The 16,961-nt window shown below is 64.4% G+C and carries 19 protein-coding genes; 8 read left to right on the top strand and 11 right to left on the bottom strand.

Features of this window, described 5'->3' with window-relative positions; translation table 11 throughout:
* Nucleotides 1-60: 60 nt before the first annotated feature.
* Nucleotides 61-219 (top strand): DUF3309 family protein, encoded by a 159-nt coding sequence (locus tag FJW06_RS14560; protein WP_041000854.1) that lies wholly within the window; start codon nt 61-63, stop codon nt 217-219.
* On the opposite strand, the gene FJW06_RS14565 is transcribed toward FJW06_RS14560, so the two are convergent.
* Nucleotides 220-1,176 carry an SDR family oxidoreductase gene (locus FJW06_RS14565; protein WP_140752777.1) on the bottom strand — a complete coding sequence of 319 codons (957 nt, stop codon included), beginning with the start codon at nt 1,174-1,176 and terminating at the stop codon, nt 220-222.
* Nucleotides 1,177-1,272: 96 nt separating this feature from the next.
* Between FJW06_RS14565 and FJW06_RS14570 the strand changes: the two genes are divergently transcribed.
* Nucleotides 1,273-2,187 (top strand): LysR family transcriptional regulator, encoded by a 915-nt coding sequence (locus tag FJW06_RS14570; RefSeq protein ID WP_140752779.1) that lies wholly within the window; start codon nt 1,273-1,275, stop codon nt 2,185-2,187.
* Here FJW06_RS14570 and FJW06_RS14575 read toward each other — a convergent pair.
* The 3 genes from FJW06_RS14575 to FJW06_RS14585 form a co-directional block, all read right to left on the bottom strand.
* Nucleotides 2,145-3,326, bottom strand: coding sequence for an MFS transporter (locus FJW06_RS14575; RefSeq protein WP_140752781.1), 1,182 nt, complete (start codon nt 3,324-3,326; stop codon nt 2,145-2,147). The two genes, FJW06_RS14570 and FJW06_RS14575, sit on opposite strands and share 43 nt — an antisense overlap.
* A gap of 244 nt (nt 3,327-3,570) precedes the next feature.
* Nucleotides 3,571-3,879 carry a DUF1244 domain-containing protein gene (locus tag FJW06_RS14580; protein WP_140752783.1) on the bottom strand — a complete coding sequence of 103 codons (309 nt, stop codon included), beginning with the start codon at nt 3,877-3,879 and terminating at the stop codon, nt 3,571-3,573.
* 26 nt (nt 3,880-3,905) lie between these two features.
* The gene (locus FJW06_RS14585) at nt 3,906-4,703 is read right to left on the bottom strand and encodes an N-formylglutamate amidohydrolase (protein WP_140752785.1); all 798 of its coding nucleotides are present in this window, start codon (nt 4,701-4,703) and stop codon (nt 3,906-3,908) included.
* A 234-nt stretch (nt 4,704-4,937) separates the two neighbouring features.
* Between FJW06_RS14585 and FJW06_RS14590 the strand changes: the two genes are divergently transcribed.
* Nucleotides 4,938-5,429 (top strand): DUF1036 domain-containing protein, encoded by a 492-nt coding sequence (locus FJW06_RS14590; protein ID WP_140752787.1) that lies wholly within the window; start codon nt 4,938-4,940, stop codon nt 5,427-5,429.
* Nucleotides 5,426-6,853 (top strand): pyruvate kinase, encoded by a 1,428-nt coding sequence (gene pyk / locus FJW06_RS14595; RefSeq protein ID WP_140752789.1) that lies wholly within the window; start codon nt 5,426-5,428, stop codon nt 6,851-6,853. The genes FJW06_RS14590 and pyk overlap by 4 nt, the downstream gene beginning before the upstream one ends.
* Before the next feature lie 173 nt (nt 6,854-7,026).
* On the opposite strand, the gene FJW06_RS14600 is transcribed toward pyk, so the two are convergent.
* The 3 genes from FJW06_RS14600 to ykgO form a co-directional block, all read right to left on the bottom strand.
* Nucleotides 7,027-8,088, bottom strand: a complete 1,062-nt coding sequence (locus FJW06_RS14600) for an alpha/beta hydrolase (RefSeq protein ID WP_140752791.1) — start codon at nt 8,086-8,088, stop codon at nt 7,027-7,029.
* Nucleotides 8,089-8,200: 112 nt separating this feature from the next.
* On the bottom strand, nt 8,201-8,815 hold the full coding sequence (locus tag FJW06_RS14605; RefSeq protein WP_140752793.1) for a hypothetical protein: 615 nt from the start codon (nt 8,813-8,815) through the stop codon (nt 8,201-8,203).
* A gap of 168 nt (nt 8,816-8,983) precedes the next feature.
* Nucleotides 8,984-9,109 carry a type B 50S ribosomal protein L36 gene (gene ykgO / locus FJW06_RS14610; RefSeq protein ID WP_040974291.1) on the bottom strand — a complete coding sequence of 42 codons (126 nt, stop codon included), beginning with the start codon at nt 9,107-9,109 and terminating at the stop codon, nt 8,984-8,986.
* A gap of 432 nt (nt 9,110-9,541) precedes the next feature.
* Between ykgO and FJW06_RS30510 the strand changes: the two genes are divergently transcribed.
* Nucleotides 9,542-9,763 (top strand): lysozyme inhibitor LprI family protein, encoded by a 222-nt coding sequence (locus FJW06_RS30510; protein ID WP_246674613.1) that lies wholly within the window; start codon nt 9,542-9,544, stop codon nt 9,761-9,763.
* A 3-nt stretch (nt 9,764-9,766) separates the two neighbouring features.
* Here FJW06_RS30510 and FJW06_RS14620 read toward each other — a convergent pair whose 3' ends face one another.
* The 3 genes from FJW06_RS14620 to FJW06_RS14630 all read right to left on the bottom strand — a co-directional run bounded on the left by FJW06_RS14620 (nt 9,767) and on the right by FJW06_RS14630 (nt 11,661).
* Nucleotides 9,767-10,843: a 5-(carboxyamino)imidazole ribonucleotide synthase gene (locus tag FJW06_RS14620; RefSeq protein WP_140752795.1), complete on the bottom strand. Its 1,077-nt coding sequence runs from the start codon at nt 10,841-10,843 to the stop codon at nt 9,767-9,769.
* The gene (gene purE, locus FJW06_RS14625; RefSeq protein WP_140752797.1) at nt 10,840-11,337 is read right to left on the bottom strand and encodes a 5-(carboxyamino)imidazole ribonucleotide mutase; all 498 of its coding nucleotides are present in this window, start codon (nt 11,335-11,337) and stop codon (nt 10,840-10,842) included. Before purE ends, FJW06_RS14620 begins: the two co-directional genes overlap by 4 nt.
* 120 nt (nt 11,338-11,457) lie before the next feature.
* Nucleotides 11,458-11,661: a YdcH family protein gene (locus FJW06_RS14630; protein ID WP_126080812.1), complete on the bottom strand. Its 204-nt coding sequence runs from the start codon at nt 11,659-11,661 to the stop codon at nt 11,458-11,460.
* A gap of 241 nt (nt 11,662-11,902) precedes the next feature.
* Here FJW06_RS14630 and FJW06_RS14635 point away from each other — a divergent pair, with 241 nt between their 5' ends.
* The 3 genes from FJW06_RS14635 to FJW06_RS14645 all read left to right on the top strand — a co-directional run bounded on the left by FJW06_RS14635 (nt 11,903) and on the right by FJW06_RS14645 (nt 14,443).
* A complete protein-coding gene (locus FJW06_RS14635; RefSeq protein ID WP_040998838.1) occupies nt 11,903-12,082 on the top strand; it encodes a YdcH family protein in 180 nt (59 codons plus the stop codon).
* A gap of 246 nt (nt 12,083-12,328) precedes the next feature.
* A complete protein-coding gene (gene ispG / locus FJW06_RS14640; RefSeq protein ID WP_140752799.1) occupies nt 12,329-13,579 on the top strand; it encodes a flavodoxin-dependent (E)-4-hydroxy-3-methylbut-2-enyl-diphosphate synthase in 1,251 nt (416 codons plus the stop codon).
* A 3-nt stretch (nt 13,580-13,582) separates the two neighbouring features.
* A complete protein-coding gene (locus FJW06_RS14645) occupies nt 13,583-14,443 on the top strand; it encodes a lytic transglycosylase domain-containing protein (RefSeq protein ID WP_140752801.1) in 861 nt (286 codons plus the stop codon).
* On the opposite strand, the gene FJW06_RS14650 is transcribed toward FJW06_RS14645, so the two are convergent.
* A complete protein-coding gene (locus tag FJW06_RS14650; protein ID WP_140752803.1) occupies nt 14,444-16,777 on the bottom strand; it encodes a response regulator in 2,334 nt (777 codons plus the stop codon). It lies immediately after the preceding gene.
* Nucleotides 16,778-16,961 lie beyond the last annotated feature (184 nt).

Consider the following 16,961-nt stretch of genomic DNA (forward strand, 5'->3'; position numbering starts at 1 on the left):
ACTCCTAGGCGGCTTTTTGCATTGTTCCCTCGAAGTTCAACCAGACGGCGAGGGTTTTTCATGACGATCGGCACAATTCTCGTAATAATCCTGATCCTGATCCTGATCGGCGCCGTGCCGGCATGGCCGCATTCCCGCTCCTGGGGTTATGGACCGTCCGGCATTGTCGGCGTCATCCTTATCGTGCTGCTGATCCTGCTGTTGATGGGTCGGATCTGATCAGGCGGCCTGACGCGAGACTGCGACGGCGAGACCGATATCCTGCAAGGCTTCCTCCACCGCCTGGTCGAGCGGGGTAAGCGGGATTTCGCCGATGACTTGTTCCAGCCGCGTCGAGACCAGCCGGTGGGCCTCGAAGCGCAGATAGGACATCGAAACGATCTCCTTCCACATGGCCACGAACGGGCTGCCGGCGCGCAGCACCCACCAGGGCATGAAGGACAGCTTCAGCTTGCGGCCGAGCGCCTTCTCGGCCGCCGCCTTCATGTCGAGGTCGGTGATGGCGTGACCGGGGAAGTTGATGGCTTCGAAGAAGCCCGTTTTGTCGAGGTTCTTCGCCAGGCCCACGAAGGCGATGGCGAAGTCCGGCAAGTAGGCCCATTCGTGCGTCAGATCGGCCGGGCCGGGCGCGGTGTAGACGCCTTTCTCCATCTTGGCGGCGACGACGAGGTCGAACCAGGAGCCCGAACCGGTGCCGCCGAAGAAGTCGCCCGCCCTGAGCACAATGGTGCGCACGCGGCCGGCTTCGGCCTCGCCGCGGAAGAGGTCTTCCATGGCGCAGCGGATGCGACCCTTTTCGGTCGTCGGATGGAAGGGTGTCGCTTCGGTGATCACCCGCGGCATCGGCGAGCCGTAATTGTAGACCGTGCCCGGGAAGAGGTGCAGCGCGCCATTTTCGCGGCAGGCGGCGATGACGTTCTCGGCCATCGGCATGCACTTGCCCCAGTCGGTGTAGATCGGGTTCAGGCCGTTGAAGACGATGTCGACGCCTTGCGTTGCGCGGATCAGGGATGCGCGGTCGAGCGCGTCGCCGGCGACTGCTGTGGCGCCCTTCAGTTCCGCAGGAACCTTGCCGGTGCGGGTGACGGCGCGCACGTCGAAACCGGCGTCGATGAAGGCCTTGCCGACCAAGCGGCCGAGCCGCCCATTGGCGCCGAGGATTGCGATCTTGGTCATGTGTTTTCTCCGTTGTTTGCGTTTGCCAAGCCAATCTGGTGCCTTCATCGACGAATTGAAATTGACTGAAATCGGCGATTTGTTATTCAAGAATGAATGAAGGAATTCGACTGGAACCTGATCAAGAGTTTTGTCGCGGTCGCCGAGACCGGCAGTCTGTCGGGCGCCGCGCGCAGGCTCGCGGCCAGCCAGCCGACGCTCGGCCGCCATATCTCCGAGTTGGAGGCCGCTCTCGGCATCACACTGTTCCGACGCGGGCGGCGCGGCTATGAGCTGACGGAAGCCGGCAGCACGCTCTACGAGCGCGGGCGGGCGGTCAGCGAGCAGGCCAATGCGTTCTCGCTGCTGGCGCTGGGTTCGGTCGAGGCGATCGAAGGCACGGTGCGCATCGCGGCTAGCGAGGTGGTTGCCGCCTTCGTGCTGCCGCCGATGATGGCACGGCTCGGCGAGGAAGAGCCGGGCATCGAGGTCGAGATCGTCGCCTCCAATCAGGTCGAGAATCTGTTGCGCCGCGATGCCGACATCGCCATCCGCATGGTCAGGCCGGCGCAGAACGAGCTGCTGGCGCGCAAGGTCACCGACATTCCGCTCTGCCTATGCGCGGCAAGCGCCTATCTCGACCGGCGCGGCCGCCCGGAAACACCCGCCGACCTTACCCAGCACGCCCTGGTCGGCTTCGACCGCAGCGACGAGATCATTCGCGGCTTCACCGCGTTCGGCGTTCCGGTCGGCCGCAGCCATTTCCGCTTCAGGACCGACAACCAGATCGTGCTGTGGGAGGCGGTGCGGGCGGGAAACGGCATCGGCATCGGCCAGGAGCCGCTGGCCGACCGCGCTCCGGACCTGGAAAAGCTGTTGCCCGATGTGCCCCTGCCGGTCCTCCCCGTCTGGCTCGCCATGCATCGCGACGTACGCACCAGCATGCGCATCCGCCGCGTGGCGGATTTCCTGCATGAGGAGCTGAAGCGCTATTCGGCCGGTACAGGTTCGGGCGCGAATTCGGCCCGGTGAGCAAGCCCGGCCATCAGGAGCACGATGACCAGCAATGCGGACAGCGCGACGAAGATCGGCCCGAAGCTCGAACGCTCGGCGACAAAGCCGATCGCCGATGGCGCCACCAAAATGCCGGAGTAGCCCATGGTGGTGACGACGCTCATCCCGGTACCGGACGACATGCCTTCCTGGTTGCCGCCGGCCGAAAAGAGGATCGGCACCATGTTGGCGATACCGAAGCCGCAGAAAGCGAAGGCGGCGATGGCAAGGTAAGGCGAGGGCGAAAGGCCGGCGACCAACATGCCGGCCGCGGCGACCAGCGCCGAGCCGCGCAGTGTCGCCACGGCGCCGAAGCGGTTGCGTACGCCGTCGCCCAGGAAACGCATCAGCGCCATGACACCGGAGAAGGCGGCATAGGCGAGGCCGGCGATCGCGAGATCGGCGCCCAACTCCTGGTGCAGGAAGAGCGCCGCCCAGTCGAGCACCGCGCCCTCCGAGATCATGGTGAGCAGCGCCATCAGCCCGACCAGATAGACGGCCGTGTGACGCGGCAGCGTGAATTTCTGGTGCTCGACCGCCTGCGGCTTGTCCTCGGCGATAAGGTAGCGAATGGCAAAGGCGATCACGGCAAAGGCGATCACCGTCACCGCGACGGCATGGGGAAGATAGCCGTAGGTCTGGATCGAGTAGCCGCCGAGCGCGCCGCCGGCGAAGCCGCCTAGGCTCCAGAAGCCGTGCGAGGACGACATGATCGCCCGCGAAAGCCTTCTTTCCACAACCACGGCGTTGGAGTTCATCGCGACATCCATGCCGCCGATCGAGCCGCCGAAGATGAGCATGGCGATGCCCGCCAGCGGCACGTTGGGCGCGAGCGCCACGATCAGCAGGCCGAAGCTGCCGCAGACGCCGAACCAACGCGTCACGGTGCGCGAGCCATGCCTGGAGATGAGATGGCCGCACCAGGTCATGGCAATCACGGCACCGACGCCGAACAGCAGGATCAGCAGGCCGAGCGTAAACCGGGTGATGTCGAGCCGGGTGAGGAATACCGGGATCTGCGGCGCCCAGCTGCCGGTCAAGAAACCATTGGCGAGGAAAATACCGGCGACGGCCCAGCGGCCGCGCGTCGCGGCCTCAATCGTGGTTTGCATGCTCATGGTCTGAAATCCGCCATGCAAAGGGATTCGCGCGGCAAATTAGATCGATTCAATTTGCAGTCAAGAACCGCGCAGGGGAAGTGCTTGGACCAGGTGCGCGACCGAGGGTCAGCATCGTTCGTGGTAGGCTGCAGCTTTGTAGGTTTGGCAAAAGCGCCCCTCACTTCGTCATCCAGGGTCTGCGCGCGTCGCTTCGCTCCTTGCTCCGCCCTGGAATGACGAAGTCGCGCAGGCGCTCGTCCTATCAATGATCCTTCGGCCGCTTTGCCTCGAATTCGGCCTTCTTGGTTGCGGAAGCCTCGGTCTGGTTGAGCGCCTGCCATTCCGCATAGGGCATGCCGTAAATGAGCTCGCGCGACTCGTCCTTCGACAGCGCGACACCCTCGGCCTCGGCGGCTTCGCGATACCAGTTGGACAGGCAGTTGCGGCAGAAGCCGGCGAGGTTCATCAGATCGATGTTCTGGACATCGCCGCGTTCGCGCAGATGCGCCACCAGCCGACGGAAGGCGGCTGCCTCGAAGTCGCGTTTCTGATCGTCGCTGAGTTCGGTCATGGGAAACTCCGGGCCTTTCGGCCTTCTCACACCGGCCCGGTGCGCGAGCCGAACAGTTTAACCTGGTGTATATCGGCACGACGGTCGATGGCGTCAACGATGGGCGCCAGCCGTTCGGCCCAGGCAAGCGCCCCGGCGCGGTCGGCAATCAGGTCCTGCCGGATCTCGATCAGCGCATGCGCGTAGCCGTTGACGATGGCATGGCGGAACATGGTGTCGCCGCGCAGCGCGCCGTCATAGGGTTCGTTGTCGCCGACGACGAGGGACTTGTCCTCAGCCAACATGTCGATCAGCGGTCGCGCTACGCGGTCGTCGCGATCCCACAGCACGCCGACATGCCAGGGGCGGACGAAACCCTGCATCACCGGCGTGAAGGAATGCACGGAGAAAATGAACGGCGCCTTGCCTGAAGCATGAGCGACAGAGGCGATCATCGCGCCGACGGCGTCGTGATAGGGCCGGTAGAAACGCTCGAGCCGCCGCTCGCGCTCTTCCGCGCCAATTGGATAATTTCCCGGCACCACGGTTCCGTCATAGAGCTGACGGATCATGGTAGGGTCGTCCTCGCCCCGGTTGGGATCGATCAGCAGCCGCGAGAAACCGGCCAGCACGGCCGGCGCGTCGAGCGCTGCCGCCAGTTCGCGCGTCACCGCCTCGACGCCGATGTCATAGGCGATGTGACGGTCGAATTCGGACGCCGGCAAACCGAGACTGCCGTACTCCTCCGGCAGGTCGCGGCGGGCGTGATCGGCCAGAAGCACGACACCTTTCTTGCGGTCGCCCTCGACAATGTCGAACGGCGTGAAAACTGTGGATCGGGTCATCGGCTGAAAAGGGGATGGCGGCTGCGATGTGGTATCGTCATTCCACGAAGAGGACGCTGGCGCAATGCCGTTGTTTGGCCAAGGTTTCGGCGAAAAATCTGCGGTGCGGGGAGAATTTGCGCGACGGGCCCTTCTAAATCGATTGGATTGAACAAAACGGCGCGTTGACATGCGACCGGAGTTTGCTGAAAAGGGCTTCGAGAGATGCAAATGTGGTTCGCAAGAGGATCTGCGATGGGTTTTGCCGGCCGGCTGCGCAAGCGCCTGGCTGTGCCGTTGCTGATCGTCGGCGCGGGATTTTTCGCGATAGCCGCGACCTCGTCGGCCCGGGCCGACTTCCGCGTTTGCAACGCGACGCAAAATCTGGTGGGCGTCGGCATCGGCTATCGCGCCAAGGCCGGCTGGATCACCGAGGGCTGGTGGCACATCGAAGGATCGACCTGCAAGACGCTGATAGAGGGTCCGCTGTCATCAAGGTTTTACTATCTTTATGCAGAAGACGCCGAACGCGGCGGGCGCTGGGACGGCCCGATCAACATGTGCGTCGCCGAAAAAGAGTTCAAGATCGCCGGCGTGAATGATTGCGTCGCCCGGGGCTTCCAGCGCGCCGGATTCCAAGAATATGACACGGGCGAGCAGGCCAGCTGGATGGTCCAGCTGACCGACGAGCCCGCAACGGGAGGCGCGCCCGCATCGGCCCCCGCTCCGGGAACAAACAGTCAATGAGACGTAACCGCAAGGTCAAGATCCTCGCTACCATCGGTCCGGCTTCCTCCTCCGAGGAAATGCTCAAGAAGCTCTTCGAAGCGGGCGCCGATGTCTTCCGCATCAATATGAGCCATACCGATCATGAGCTGATGCGCACGCTGGTCGGCCGCATCCGTGCGGTCGAGGCCGCCGTCGGCCGGCCGATCGGCATCCTCGCGGATTTGCAGGGGCCGAAGCTCAGGGTCGGCAAGTTCGCCAACGTCAAGGAAGCGCTGGCACCGGGGCAGACGTTCACGCTCGACGACAATCCCGAGCCCGGCAATTCCAGCCGTGTCTACCTACCGCACCCCGAAATCCTGAGCTCGGTCGAGGCCGGTCACAGGCTTTTGATCGACGACGGCAAGCTGGAATTGAAGGCGGTGAAGGCCGACGGCAAGTCGATCACCTGCACGGTCGTCGCCGGCTCGGGCATTTCCGACAAGAAGGGCGTCAGCCTGCCCGACACCGACCTGCCGGTCGGCGCGCTGACCGAAAAGGACCGGGCCGACCTCGACGCGGTGCTCGCCGCCGGTGTCGACTGGGTGGCGCTGTCCTTCGTGCAGCGGCCGGAGGATCTGGCCGAGGCGCGCAAGATCGCGCGCGGCCGCGCGCTGATCATGGCCAAGATCGAGAAGCCGCAGGCGGTTGCCCGGCTGCCCGAAATCATCGAGCTGTCCGACGCGCTGATGGTCGCCCGCGGCGATCTCGGCGTCGAGATGCCGATCGAAGCCGTGCCCGGCATCCAGAAGCAGATCACGCGCGCGGCGCGCCGCGCTGGCAAGCCGGTGGTGATCGCCACGCAGATGCTGGAATCGATGATCACCGCGCCCGTGCCGACCCGCGCCGAGGTCTCCGATGTGTCGATCGCGGTGTTCGAAGGCGCGGACGCGATCATGCTGTCGGCCGAATCCGCGGCCGGCGCCTATCCGGTCGAGGCGGTCGGCATGATGAACCGCATTGCCGCCAAGGTCGAAGCCGACCCGACCTATGCCGGCATCATCAATGCGCAGCGCTCGGAGCCCGAGGCAACCGGCGCCGACGCCATTTCGCTTGCTGCGCGCGAGATCGCCGAGACGCTGAAGCTGTCGGCGATCATCTCTTACACGGCATCCGGCACGACCGGCCTGCGCGCCGCGCGCGAGCGCCCGCAGGTGCCGATCGTGGCGCTGTCGCCGATCCTCAACACGGCGCGCCGCCTGTCGCTGCTGTGGGGCACGCATTGCGTCGTCTCGGAGGACGCGACCGATCTCGACGACATGGTCGACCGGGCCTGCCGCATCGCGCTGGAGGAAGGTTTCGGCAAGCCGGGCGACCGGGTGATCATCACCGCTGGCGTGCCGCTCAGGACGCCAGGCTCGACCAATATGCTGCGGATTGCGTATGTTGGGTCGGAGACCCATTAGGGCGTGTTAATATTCGGGTGAGGCCGGCCTGCAAATGCCGGCTTCCGGTGCTTACGTACTTTAGGTACGCTCCGCTCCGATTCTCGGAAGCCACTACTTTCGACTAGGCCTGATCTGAATCTCGACATAGCTAACCGTCTCGCCGTGGCATTCAGGAGCTAATTCCCGAAATTTCAACCCGGCGCCAATTCGGCGTCGGGCACTTTGATGTCGGGGCATTTGCCATCGTGGTAGGCGTCGCTGGCGATCCGGCCCTCCACGATCCTGGCCATCGCTTGCAGATCGACATCTTTTCCCGCGACTTTCTGGATTGCGCCCACGACAAGGTCGGGCGCGATCCAGTCCGGCTTGTGGCCGAGATTTGGGACCCAGATCAATTCGGCGCCGGGAACGTCGCGCTCCAGACCGACGGAGTGGACCCTGGCATAGACCACCTTGTCGCGATCGCCGGAGATGACGACGGCCGGCGCCTGGATTTCGCGGTAAGCAGGTGTGGCGGCGCGGACATAGTCGTAGAGCTGGGCGACGTCGCGGGCATTCGCCCGGAAGGCAGATGGCCTGAGCACCAGCGGGATCGAGGCGTCGTCGATATAGCCTTCCGGCACTTTGTTGGGCGAGAAGACGCAAGCCGTGGCATCGCCGATCCGCAGCATGCCCGCCGGACAGGCTAGCGTTTCGGAAAACAGCCAGCCGATTCCCGGCGTGGCGGTCAGCTTGTAGTACCAGGCGGTCGCACCGCCCGGCCAGGGATGCGTGGCGGCTGACACGAAGACGAGACCGGCTGTTTTGTCGGGATGCTGGCGGGCGAAAGCCGTGGTGATCGCGCCGCCGAAGGAATGCGCGACGATGACGGCCTTTTTGATTCCGATGTGGTCCATCAGCGCGGCGATTGTGTCGGCCTGCGCGGCAAGCGTCTCATTATCGCCGCGCTCCGACCAGCCGAAACCAGGACGGTCGAGGAACAGCACCTCCGCGCGGCCTTCGAGCAAGGGCCTCAGCGGCAGCATCTGGTCCTTCAGATTGGCGCTGGCGCCGTGGATGAACACGACCGGCGGCAGGTCGGCGCGGGCCGGCGCCCGGACATGGACATAGTGGATGCGCGCGCCCCTGATCTTGGCGAACGCGCCGATGGGCGGGCTGCGGCGCTCGATCAACCAGACGCCGGCGCGGGTGATGCCGGCCAGGGCAAAGAGGAGCGCAACGAGGAAGAGGAGGACGGCGCAGGTGAAGTTCATGCGGGATAGGGGAGTAGGGGAGTAGGGGAGTAGGGATAAACTATTCTGGCGCCGTTTATGGCATCCAAACATACTCCCTTATTCCCCCTATTCCCTTACTCCGTTAAAAAGTTCAAATCCCCTCGCCGGCCAGTTCTTCCGAAAGCGTCGAGACCTGGTTCTGGGCGCTGCGCATCATCGGGTAGATCGCCAGCACCTTCTGCCACGCTTCCAGTGCCGATTGCTTGTGGCCGGTCTCGGTCATGATCTGGGCGAGGCCTGACAGCGCCCCGAAATGGCGCGGTTCGAGCTGCAAGGTGCGGTCGATGTCGGCCATCGACTTCCCGTAGTTCTTCATCAGGAAATGCACGGTAGCGCGGCGGTTCCAGCCTTCGGCATAGTCGGGCTGCAAGGTTACGACCTGGTCGAGGAAGTCGAGGGCGACGTCGAATTTCTGGTCTTCGGTCGCCTTCTGCGCCCACTGCATCATCAGATCGATCGAGGCGCTGCCCGACTGGTTCCATTCGTTCCAGATGCGGCCGGCGATGCGCTCGGCCGCCTTCTCGTTGCGCTCGCGCTTCAGCTCGGTGAAGAGCTGGTCGAGGCGGCCCTGCTTGGTCGGGGCAGTCGGCGGCGGCGTGACGGCCGGCGGCGCGGTATCCGGAGGCAGCGCGCCCGGCACCTCTTCGGCTCCTGCAGGCAAGCCGGAAAACAAAAGGGCGCCGAAAAATGCAAAAAGAATCCGCATCGCCGGAATCTAGTCCCGGACGGCGGATCGTCAAAGTGATTTTAGCGTGAGAGTGCTGGCAAACCGGCGTTCGACATAAGCGGGCGCGGCGTGGTCTCTTGGTGCATGTCGTTGTCCCAAAACCGCTTGGCACTTTTGGGCGACATGCATCAAGCCGCGCAGCAAAGCTCAGCCCTGGCGCGCCTTGTAGCGCGGAGCCGTCTTGTTGATGATATAGATGCGTCCCTTGCGGCGAACCAGCCGGTTGTCGCGGTGACGCGCCTTGAGCGCCTTGAGCGAATTCTTGATCTTCATGGTCTTGCCTGTTCGGTCAGGGCCCGTCCCGGGCCGAATTTTAAAGGCGCGCCCGAAAACAAGCGCGCCTTTGAACTTGCGTGGCTCATAAACGAGGAGTGTTGTCCGTGTCAACCACGTGACGGTGCCGAATAAGGCAATTGGCGCGATCCATCAAATATTCGCCATCGCGGCATTGCGCGACCCATGGGCGGCTGGGATGGTGGCCCATGCCCAAGCGACTGGAGATTCCATGCGCAGTCTCGTTTTGTCCGCCTTTCTTGTTCTTCTGGCAACCGGCCCGGCAGCCTTTGCCGAGGATTGTGACCGCAACGACGACAGCCAGTCGATGCTGAACATCTGCGCCGATGCCGACTATCAGGCGGCCGATGCCAAGCTAACGCCGCCTATAAGAACATCGTCGACAGCAACGATCAGGCGTCGAACAAGCTGCTGCAGACGGCGCAACGCGCCTGGATCTCGTTTCGCGATGCCGAATGCGCCTATTCGACCGCCGGCAGCGAAGGTGGCTCCATCCACCCGACGGAGATGTCGGAATGCCTGACGAAGCTCACCAACGAGCGCATCAAGCAGCTTACCTCCGACGCCAACTGCAAGCTCAGCGATCGGAGCTGCGCCGGCTCGGATGCGGGCGACGACCAGGATATGCAATAGGCCTTATTTCGGTCTGACGAGGCGCGTGAAATGGCCCATCTTGCGGCCGGGTCGTGACTCGGCCTTGCCGTAGAGATGCAGCACCAATTCGAGTTCCTTGAGCAGCGCCGGCACCTTCAGCATGTCGTCGCCAATCAGGTTTTCCATCACGCAGTCGAAATGGCGGAGGGGCGAGCCAAGCGGCAGGCCGGCGACGGCGCGGATATGCTGCTCGAATTGCGAGACGACGCAGGCGGCCTCCGTCCAGTGGCCAGAATTGTGCACGCGCGGCGCCAGCTCGTTGACGAGCAGCGAGCCGTCGGCGAGAACGAAGAACTCGACGCCAATGACGCCGACATAATCGAGCGCGGTGAGGATTTTGGCCGCCGCCTCCTTGGCCGCCGAAGCGGTTTGCAGTCCGATGCCGGCCGGCAGGGTCGAGGTCCGCAATATGCCTTCGCGGTGAACGTTTTCGGCCGGATCGTAAGCCGCGACCGCGCCGTCCAGCCCACGCGCGGCGATCACCGAAATCTCGCGCTCGAAGGCGACCAGCGATTCCAGGATCAGCGGCACATTGCCCATCGCCTCGCAAACGCCGGCAAAGCCGCCCGTTTCCATGTTGCGGAAGACGCGCTGGCCCTTGCCGTCATAGCCCATGCGGCGCGTTTTCAGCACGCCGCTGCCATCGAACTTCTTCAGGGCCTCTGTCAGCTGTTCGTCGTTGTCGACCGGGCAGAATTCGGCTGTCGGAATGCCGATACCGTTGAGAAAGCTTTTCTCGGTGAGGCGATCCTGCGCCGCGTCGAGCGCGCGGGCCGGCGGGTAGACCGGGACCGTTGCCGCCAACATTTCGGCAGCGGCCACCGGGACATTCTCGAATTCGTAGGTGACGACGGCGCAGGCGGCGGCCAGATCGGCAAGCGCCGCCGGATCGTCATAGGCGGCGACGATCTGCCGGTTCGCGACCTGCGCGGCCGGGCAGTCGGCCTGCGGCTCCAGCACGATGGTGCCGTAACCGAGGCGGGCGGCGGCCATAGCCAGCATGCGGCCAAGCTGGCCGCCGCCAATGATGCCGATGGTCGATCCCGGCGCTAGGCTCACGGCGCGTCCGTCGGCTCGGCGGCAACCTTGGCGGTCTGCGCCGCGCGCCAGGCGTCGAGCCGGGCCGCGAGCTTGTCGTCACTGAGCGCCAGCACCGCGGCGGCGAGAAGGGCTGCATTGGCGGCACCTGCCTTGCCGATCGCCAGCGTGCCGACCGGGATGCCGGCCGGCATCTGCACGATGGAAAGCAGCGAGTCCTGGCCCGACAGCGCCTTGGATTCGACGGGAACGCCGAAGACGGGCAGCGGCGTCATCGCTGCCGTCATGCCAGGCAGGTGCGCAGCGCCGCCAGCGCCGGCGATGATCACCTTGTAGCCGGCCGCCTTGGCGCCCTTGGCGAATTCATAGAGGCGGTCGGGGGTGCGGTGCGCCGAGACGATCAGCCGCTTGTGCGGAATGCCCAGCGCCTCCAGCGTCTCCGCGGCCTGGCGCATCGTCGCCCAGTCGGACTGGCTGCCCATGATGATGGCGACGTCGGCACGCTGATCGGTCAAGGTTTCGCTCCCCGGCGGCAAAGGCGCGCCTTAGCGGAATTCGCCGATAGCCGCAAGGATTGTCGCTGCCTGCAGTCCTTTCGGCCGGCGGGGTCCGCGACCTTGCCCGTCGCTCTCCGCCTAAGCGATGATATCGGGGATGATGCGGTCTTCTAGCGCCGACAGCCGGTCTTTCAGAATCAGCTTCTTTTTCTTCATGCGCTGGATTTGAAGCGGGTCGCAGCCTGTGGCGATCATCGCGTTGATGGCGGCGTCGAAATCGGCGTGTTCCTGTTTGAGCCGGGAATATTCGAGGCGTATTTCAGCCTGTTCCTGTTCGGACATTATCTACCATCTGCGTATGCATCGCCCAATCGGGCTGTCTGGGCGGGGCGGTCGGGTCTATCTGTTTGCGACCGGCGCGCAGCCCTTATCACATTTCACTTTGTCGTGGAATGCTACCACGCGGCATTCGACATCGAGATCGGTTGGTGGCAAACTGTCATGGTGCCGTCACAGTCGCAACCTGCGGTGGAGGCGCCCGCGACGGCTGCAATCGAGGAAACCATGAAAGGGAGAACCAATCATGTCTCTTGCATCCCATCTTGATGAGCTGCAGCGAAAGCATGGCGATATCGAGCGTGAACTTATCGACGCGATGAACCATCCCTCGGTAGACGACCTCGAGATCGCCACTCTCAAGCGGCGCAAGTTGGCAATCAAGGACGAGATTGAAAAGCTGAAGGCGAAACCGACCGCACACTGAAACTCCTCCAGGCATCATAACCGCTCCCGCCGCGGTGCAGCCTCCCGGTGGCAAGAAATGCCACCGGCTTGGTGACTTACACTGAATCCCTTCACCGTTTGGGCGCGCATCCCGATGCTCTCCTTCGAGCCGCATAGCGGCCGATCGGGAGCAGCGGATTTGACGGCCTTGCCCGCCGCTTGCCATTGACAAGCCATCTTTGCTCCGCCACCTCATGCCCGGAACTTTCAGATGAAGGCGGCCGGCATGACCGGATATTTTTCCTCTCCCTTCCCGCGGCGCAACTCGGTCGGCGTTTCGGTCGGCGGCGTGATCGTCGGCGGCGGCGCCCCGGTCGTCGTGCAGTCGATGACCAACACCGACACGGCCGATGTCGACCAGACGGTCGCCCAGGTCGCGGCGCTGCACCGCGCCGGCTCGGAAATCGTGCGCATTGCGGTCGACCGCGACGAGAGCGCCGCGGCGGTTCCGCGCATCCATGAGCGGCTGCTGCGGCTCGGCATCGACGTGCCGCTGGTCGGCGACTTCCACTATATCGGGCACAAGCTGCTCGCCGACCATCCGGCCTGCGCCGAGGTGCTGGCCAAATACCGCATCAATCCCGGCAATGTCGGTTTCAAGGAAAAGAAGGACCGCCAGTTCGCGGCGATCGTCGAAATGGCGATCAGATATGGCAAGCCGGTTCGCATCGGCGTCAACTGGGGCTCGCTCGACCAGGAACTTTTGACCCGGCTGATGGACGACAACCAGGCGAAGGGCTCGCCGCTCACCGCGCAGGACGTGACGCGCGAGGCGATCGTGCAGTCGGCGATCCTGTCGGCCGAGATGGCGGAAGAGATCGGGCTTGGCCGCGACAAGATCATCCTGTCGGCCAAGGTCAGCGGCGTGCAGGACTTGATCGCGGTCTATACCCAACTCGCCACGCGCTCCGACCACGCGCTGCATCTGGGCCTCACCGAGGCCGGCATGGGTACGAAGGGCATCGTCGCCTCTTCGGCGGCGATGGGCATCCTGCTGCAGCAGGGCATCGGCGACACGATCCGCATCTCGCTGACGCCGGAGCCGAATGGCGACCGCACCCGCGAGGTGCAGGTGTCGCAGGAATTGCTGCAGACGATGGGCTTCCGGCAGTTCGTGCCGATCGTCGCGGCCTGCCCCGGCTGCGGGCGCACGACGTCCACCGTCTTCCAGGAGCTCGCCCAGAGCATCCAGTCCGATATTCGCAAGAACATGCCGGTGTGGCGCGAGAAATATCCGGGTGTAGAGAACCTCAAGGTCGCGGTGATGGGCTGCATCGTCAACGGTCCGGGCGAATCCAAGCATGCCGACATCGGCATATCGCTGCCCGGCACCGGCGAGACGCCGACGGCGCCGGTGTTCGTCGACGGCAAGAAGGCGGCGACGCTGCGCGGCCCTTCCATCGCGCAGGATTTCGAAAAGATGGTCGCCGACTATATCGAGCAGCGCTACGGACACGGCAAAGCCGCCGCGGAATGAGCGATGCAGCGTTTCCTGAAGGCAACGCTGCTCCTGTTTCTCGCGCTGGTTCCGACGGTGCAGGCATTCGCCGATCCGCCGCAGTCGAAATCGGCCGCCAAACGGCTGATCAGCCGGGTCTGCGATCTGATTGAGAGCGAGGCCGGCAAGAATGGCCTGCCCAAGGATTTCTTCGCCAGGCTGATCTGGAAGGAAAGCCGCTTCGATCCCAACGCGGTGAGTCCGGTCGGGGCGGAAGGCATCGCGCAATTCATGCCCGGCACCGCCAAGATGCGCGGTCTGGCCAATTCCTTCGACATCGAGCAGGCGATCCCCGCTTCGGCGAAATATCTCGCCGAGATGAAGGCCAGCTACGGCAATCTCGGCCTCGCGGCGGCGGCTTATAATGCCGGAGAGAACCGCGTTTCGCGCTGGCTTGCGTCCGGCGGATTCCTGCCGATGGAGACCGAAAGCTATGTCTTCGACATCATGGGCGAGCCCGTCGACAAGTTTTCCGACAGGTCCTATGCCGGCACCGTCCAGCCGCTCGATCCCAAGATGAGTTTCGGGGAAGCCTGTCGCCGGCTGCCGGTGATCATGTCGCGGACCGTCGCCATGGCTTCGATCAACGTCAAACCGTGGGGCGTGCAGGTGGCGGGCAATTTCCGCCGCTCGGCCGCGATCGGCCAATGGTTGAGGGTCAAAAGCCGATTCCCGGCGCTGCTCGCCAGCCATGATCCGGTGGTGAGCCGGGTGCGCACGCCGATCGGCCGGCGCGGCATCTACGCGGTCAGGATCGGCGCCGACTCACGGTCCGAGGCGGACGATATCTGCAACAAGCTGCAGAGCGTCGGCGGCGCCTGCGTGGTGTTGCGCAACCGGTAACTACGCCGTCTTCGCCGCCACCGTCTCGCTGAGCCATGTGCCGATCTTGGCGCCGAGGCGGTCGGGCGAGACCGGCTTGGGCAGATAGTCGTCCATGCCGGCCTCGATGCATTTTTCGCGGTCGCCCTTGAGCGCATGCGCGGTGACGCCGATGATCGGCGTGCGATCGCCATTCCGCGCTTCGATGGCGCGGATGGCGCGGGTTGCCTCATAGCCGTTCATCTCGGGCATGGAGACGTCCATCAGCACCAGGCGGGGGCGCAGCGAGCGGTACATCTCGACAGCGGTGCGGCCATTGCCGGCAATGCGGTAGCTGAGGCCGAAGCCGTTGAGGATCTGGCCGAAGACCAGCTGGTTCACGTCATTGTCCTCGGCGATCAGGATATCGATCGGGCCGCTCGGCGCCGCAGTCGATTCCGGCGCGGCCGGGATCGGAACGGCCGGGCCGCGGATGACGGTAAAGGCCGGCGGCGCGGCCTGCGCGGCGGCCGGCTCGCGCACGAAATGCGCCCTGGCGCCCTGCGTGCGCGCCTTCTGGATGGCGGAGATCACGGTGCCCAGCAGCACCGCCGAGCGGGCCGGCTTGGTGAGATGCGCGACGATGCCGAAATCGATCACCATTCTGCCGAAATCGACCTGGTCGACCGAGGTGAGCAGCACGACCGGAATGGAGGAAAGGCGGCTGTCGGCGGCAATCGCCCTCGCGACATCGGCGCCGTTCATGCCGGGCATCTGGTAATCGAGGATGATGCAGTCGACCGAGGCGCCGAGCTGGCAGGCGCGATCGAGGAAGGCAAGGCCGACGGCGCCGCTTTCGGCCGCCGCGCAGTCGAAGCTCCAGCTTCTGAGCTGCTCCAGCAGGATCTCGCGGTTGACCGGATTGTCGTCAATGACCAGCACCCGGGCGCCGGTGACATCCATCGGTACGAGCTCGTCGCACGACTGCTGGTCGTGCACCGGCAGCGGCACGGCGAACCAGAACACGGAGCCGCGGCCGATCTCGCTTTCGACGCCGATCTTGCCGCCCATCAGGTCGACGAGACGGGCGGATATGGCGAGACCCAGCCCGGTGCCTTCATGGCGGCGGGTCGAGGAGCCGTCGACCTGGGCGAATTTCTCGAACACGCTTTGCAGCTTCTCGGCCGGAATGCCGATGCCGGTATCCTCGACGCGGACCTTGAGCTGGACCACGCCGTCGACGACATCGCCGCCGACATCGATCAGGACATGGCCCTTCTCGGTGAATTTCACGGCGTTGCCGAGCAGATTGGTGACGATCTGGCGGAAGCGACCGGCATCGCCGACGACGAAGGCCGGCAGGCGCGGATCGACGCGCACGATGAGCTCGAGGTTCTTTTCGGCAACGCGCGCCGACACCAGCGTCGCCACGTCCTCGACCGCTTCGGCCAGGCGGAAGGGAGCGGGGTCGAGCGTCAGCTGGCCGGCGTTGATCTTCGAGAAATCGAGGATGTCGTTGATGATGGTGAGCAGCGCGTTGCCGGATTTGACGATGACGTCGGTGAAGGTCTTCTGGCGCGGCGAAAGCTCGGTCTTGGCGAGCAACTCGGCCATGCCGAGCACGCCGTTCATCGGCGTGCGGATCTCATGGCTCATATTGGCGAGGAATTCGGACTTGGCGCGGTCGGCGGCCTCCGCCTTGAACAGCGACGCGGCGGTCTCGGCGAGGGCGCGGCGGATCGCATTCTCCATCGGCCGGAAGATCACAACCGCCGCGATGGCGAGCACGGCGACCAAAAGGCCGCTCGCCCACAAGAGCAGCCGGTCGCTCGAAGCATCGGCGAGGCGGCGCTCCTCGTCGAGCGCGGTGCGCACCTTCAACAGCATGGGCTGGGCGAAAAGGTCGTTTTGGTTGCGGATCTCACGGTAGCTCCACTCATCGACCTTCTGGGCGACCGCCATCAGGTTGAAGTTGCGCACCATATCGCGCGCCGACCAGAACAGGTCGCCGTTGACCGAGGCGGTGTCCAGCGCGTCGAGGGTGCCCTTCGATAGGCGCGGCCTGATCGCGGCAAGTTGGGCGTTCAGGGTGCCGATCTCGGCCATCAGGCGTTCGGAATGGCCGCGCGCGGCGGTCGTCAATGCGTCGCGCGTCTCGCTGCGCCAGGCGGTGCCGGTCGTCTCGGCGAAATTGGTGGCGTTGCGCAGGTCGCGGGCGAAGATGACGAAATTGCCGCTGAAGGCATCGACCTCGTGGCGATATGAATTCACACGGTTGAGCGCGAACATGACCGCGGCCGAAGCCAGCCCGAAGACAAGCAGTCCTGAAATGTAGCGGATCCGGATCGACCGGAGAAAGGAAGAATATTCCGGCATGCGCAACCCCAACACATACGCACAATTTTAATGGTCGGGATTACGCTTGATTTACATTAAGATTTCGTTGGGGGAGGTTGGCGGGCCTGCAGCAGCTTCTTGGTGCAGAGGCGACGTGTCGCTTCCGCGACAGGTAGGCCAAGCGCACCGGACTTGCGGGCAGCGCTTTGAACCGGACGGCAGA

It is taken from the genome of Mesorhizobium sp. B4-1-3 (genome assembly GCF_006439355.1).
GTDB lineage: Bacteria > Pseudomonadota > Alphaproteobacteria > Rhizobiales > Rhizobiaceae > Mesorhizobium.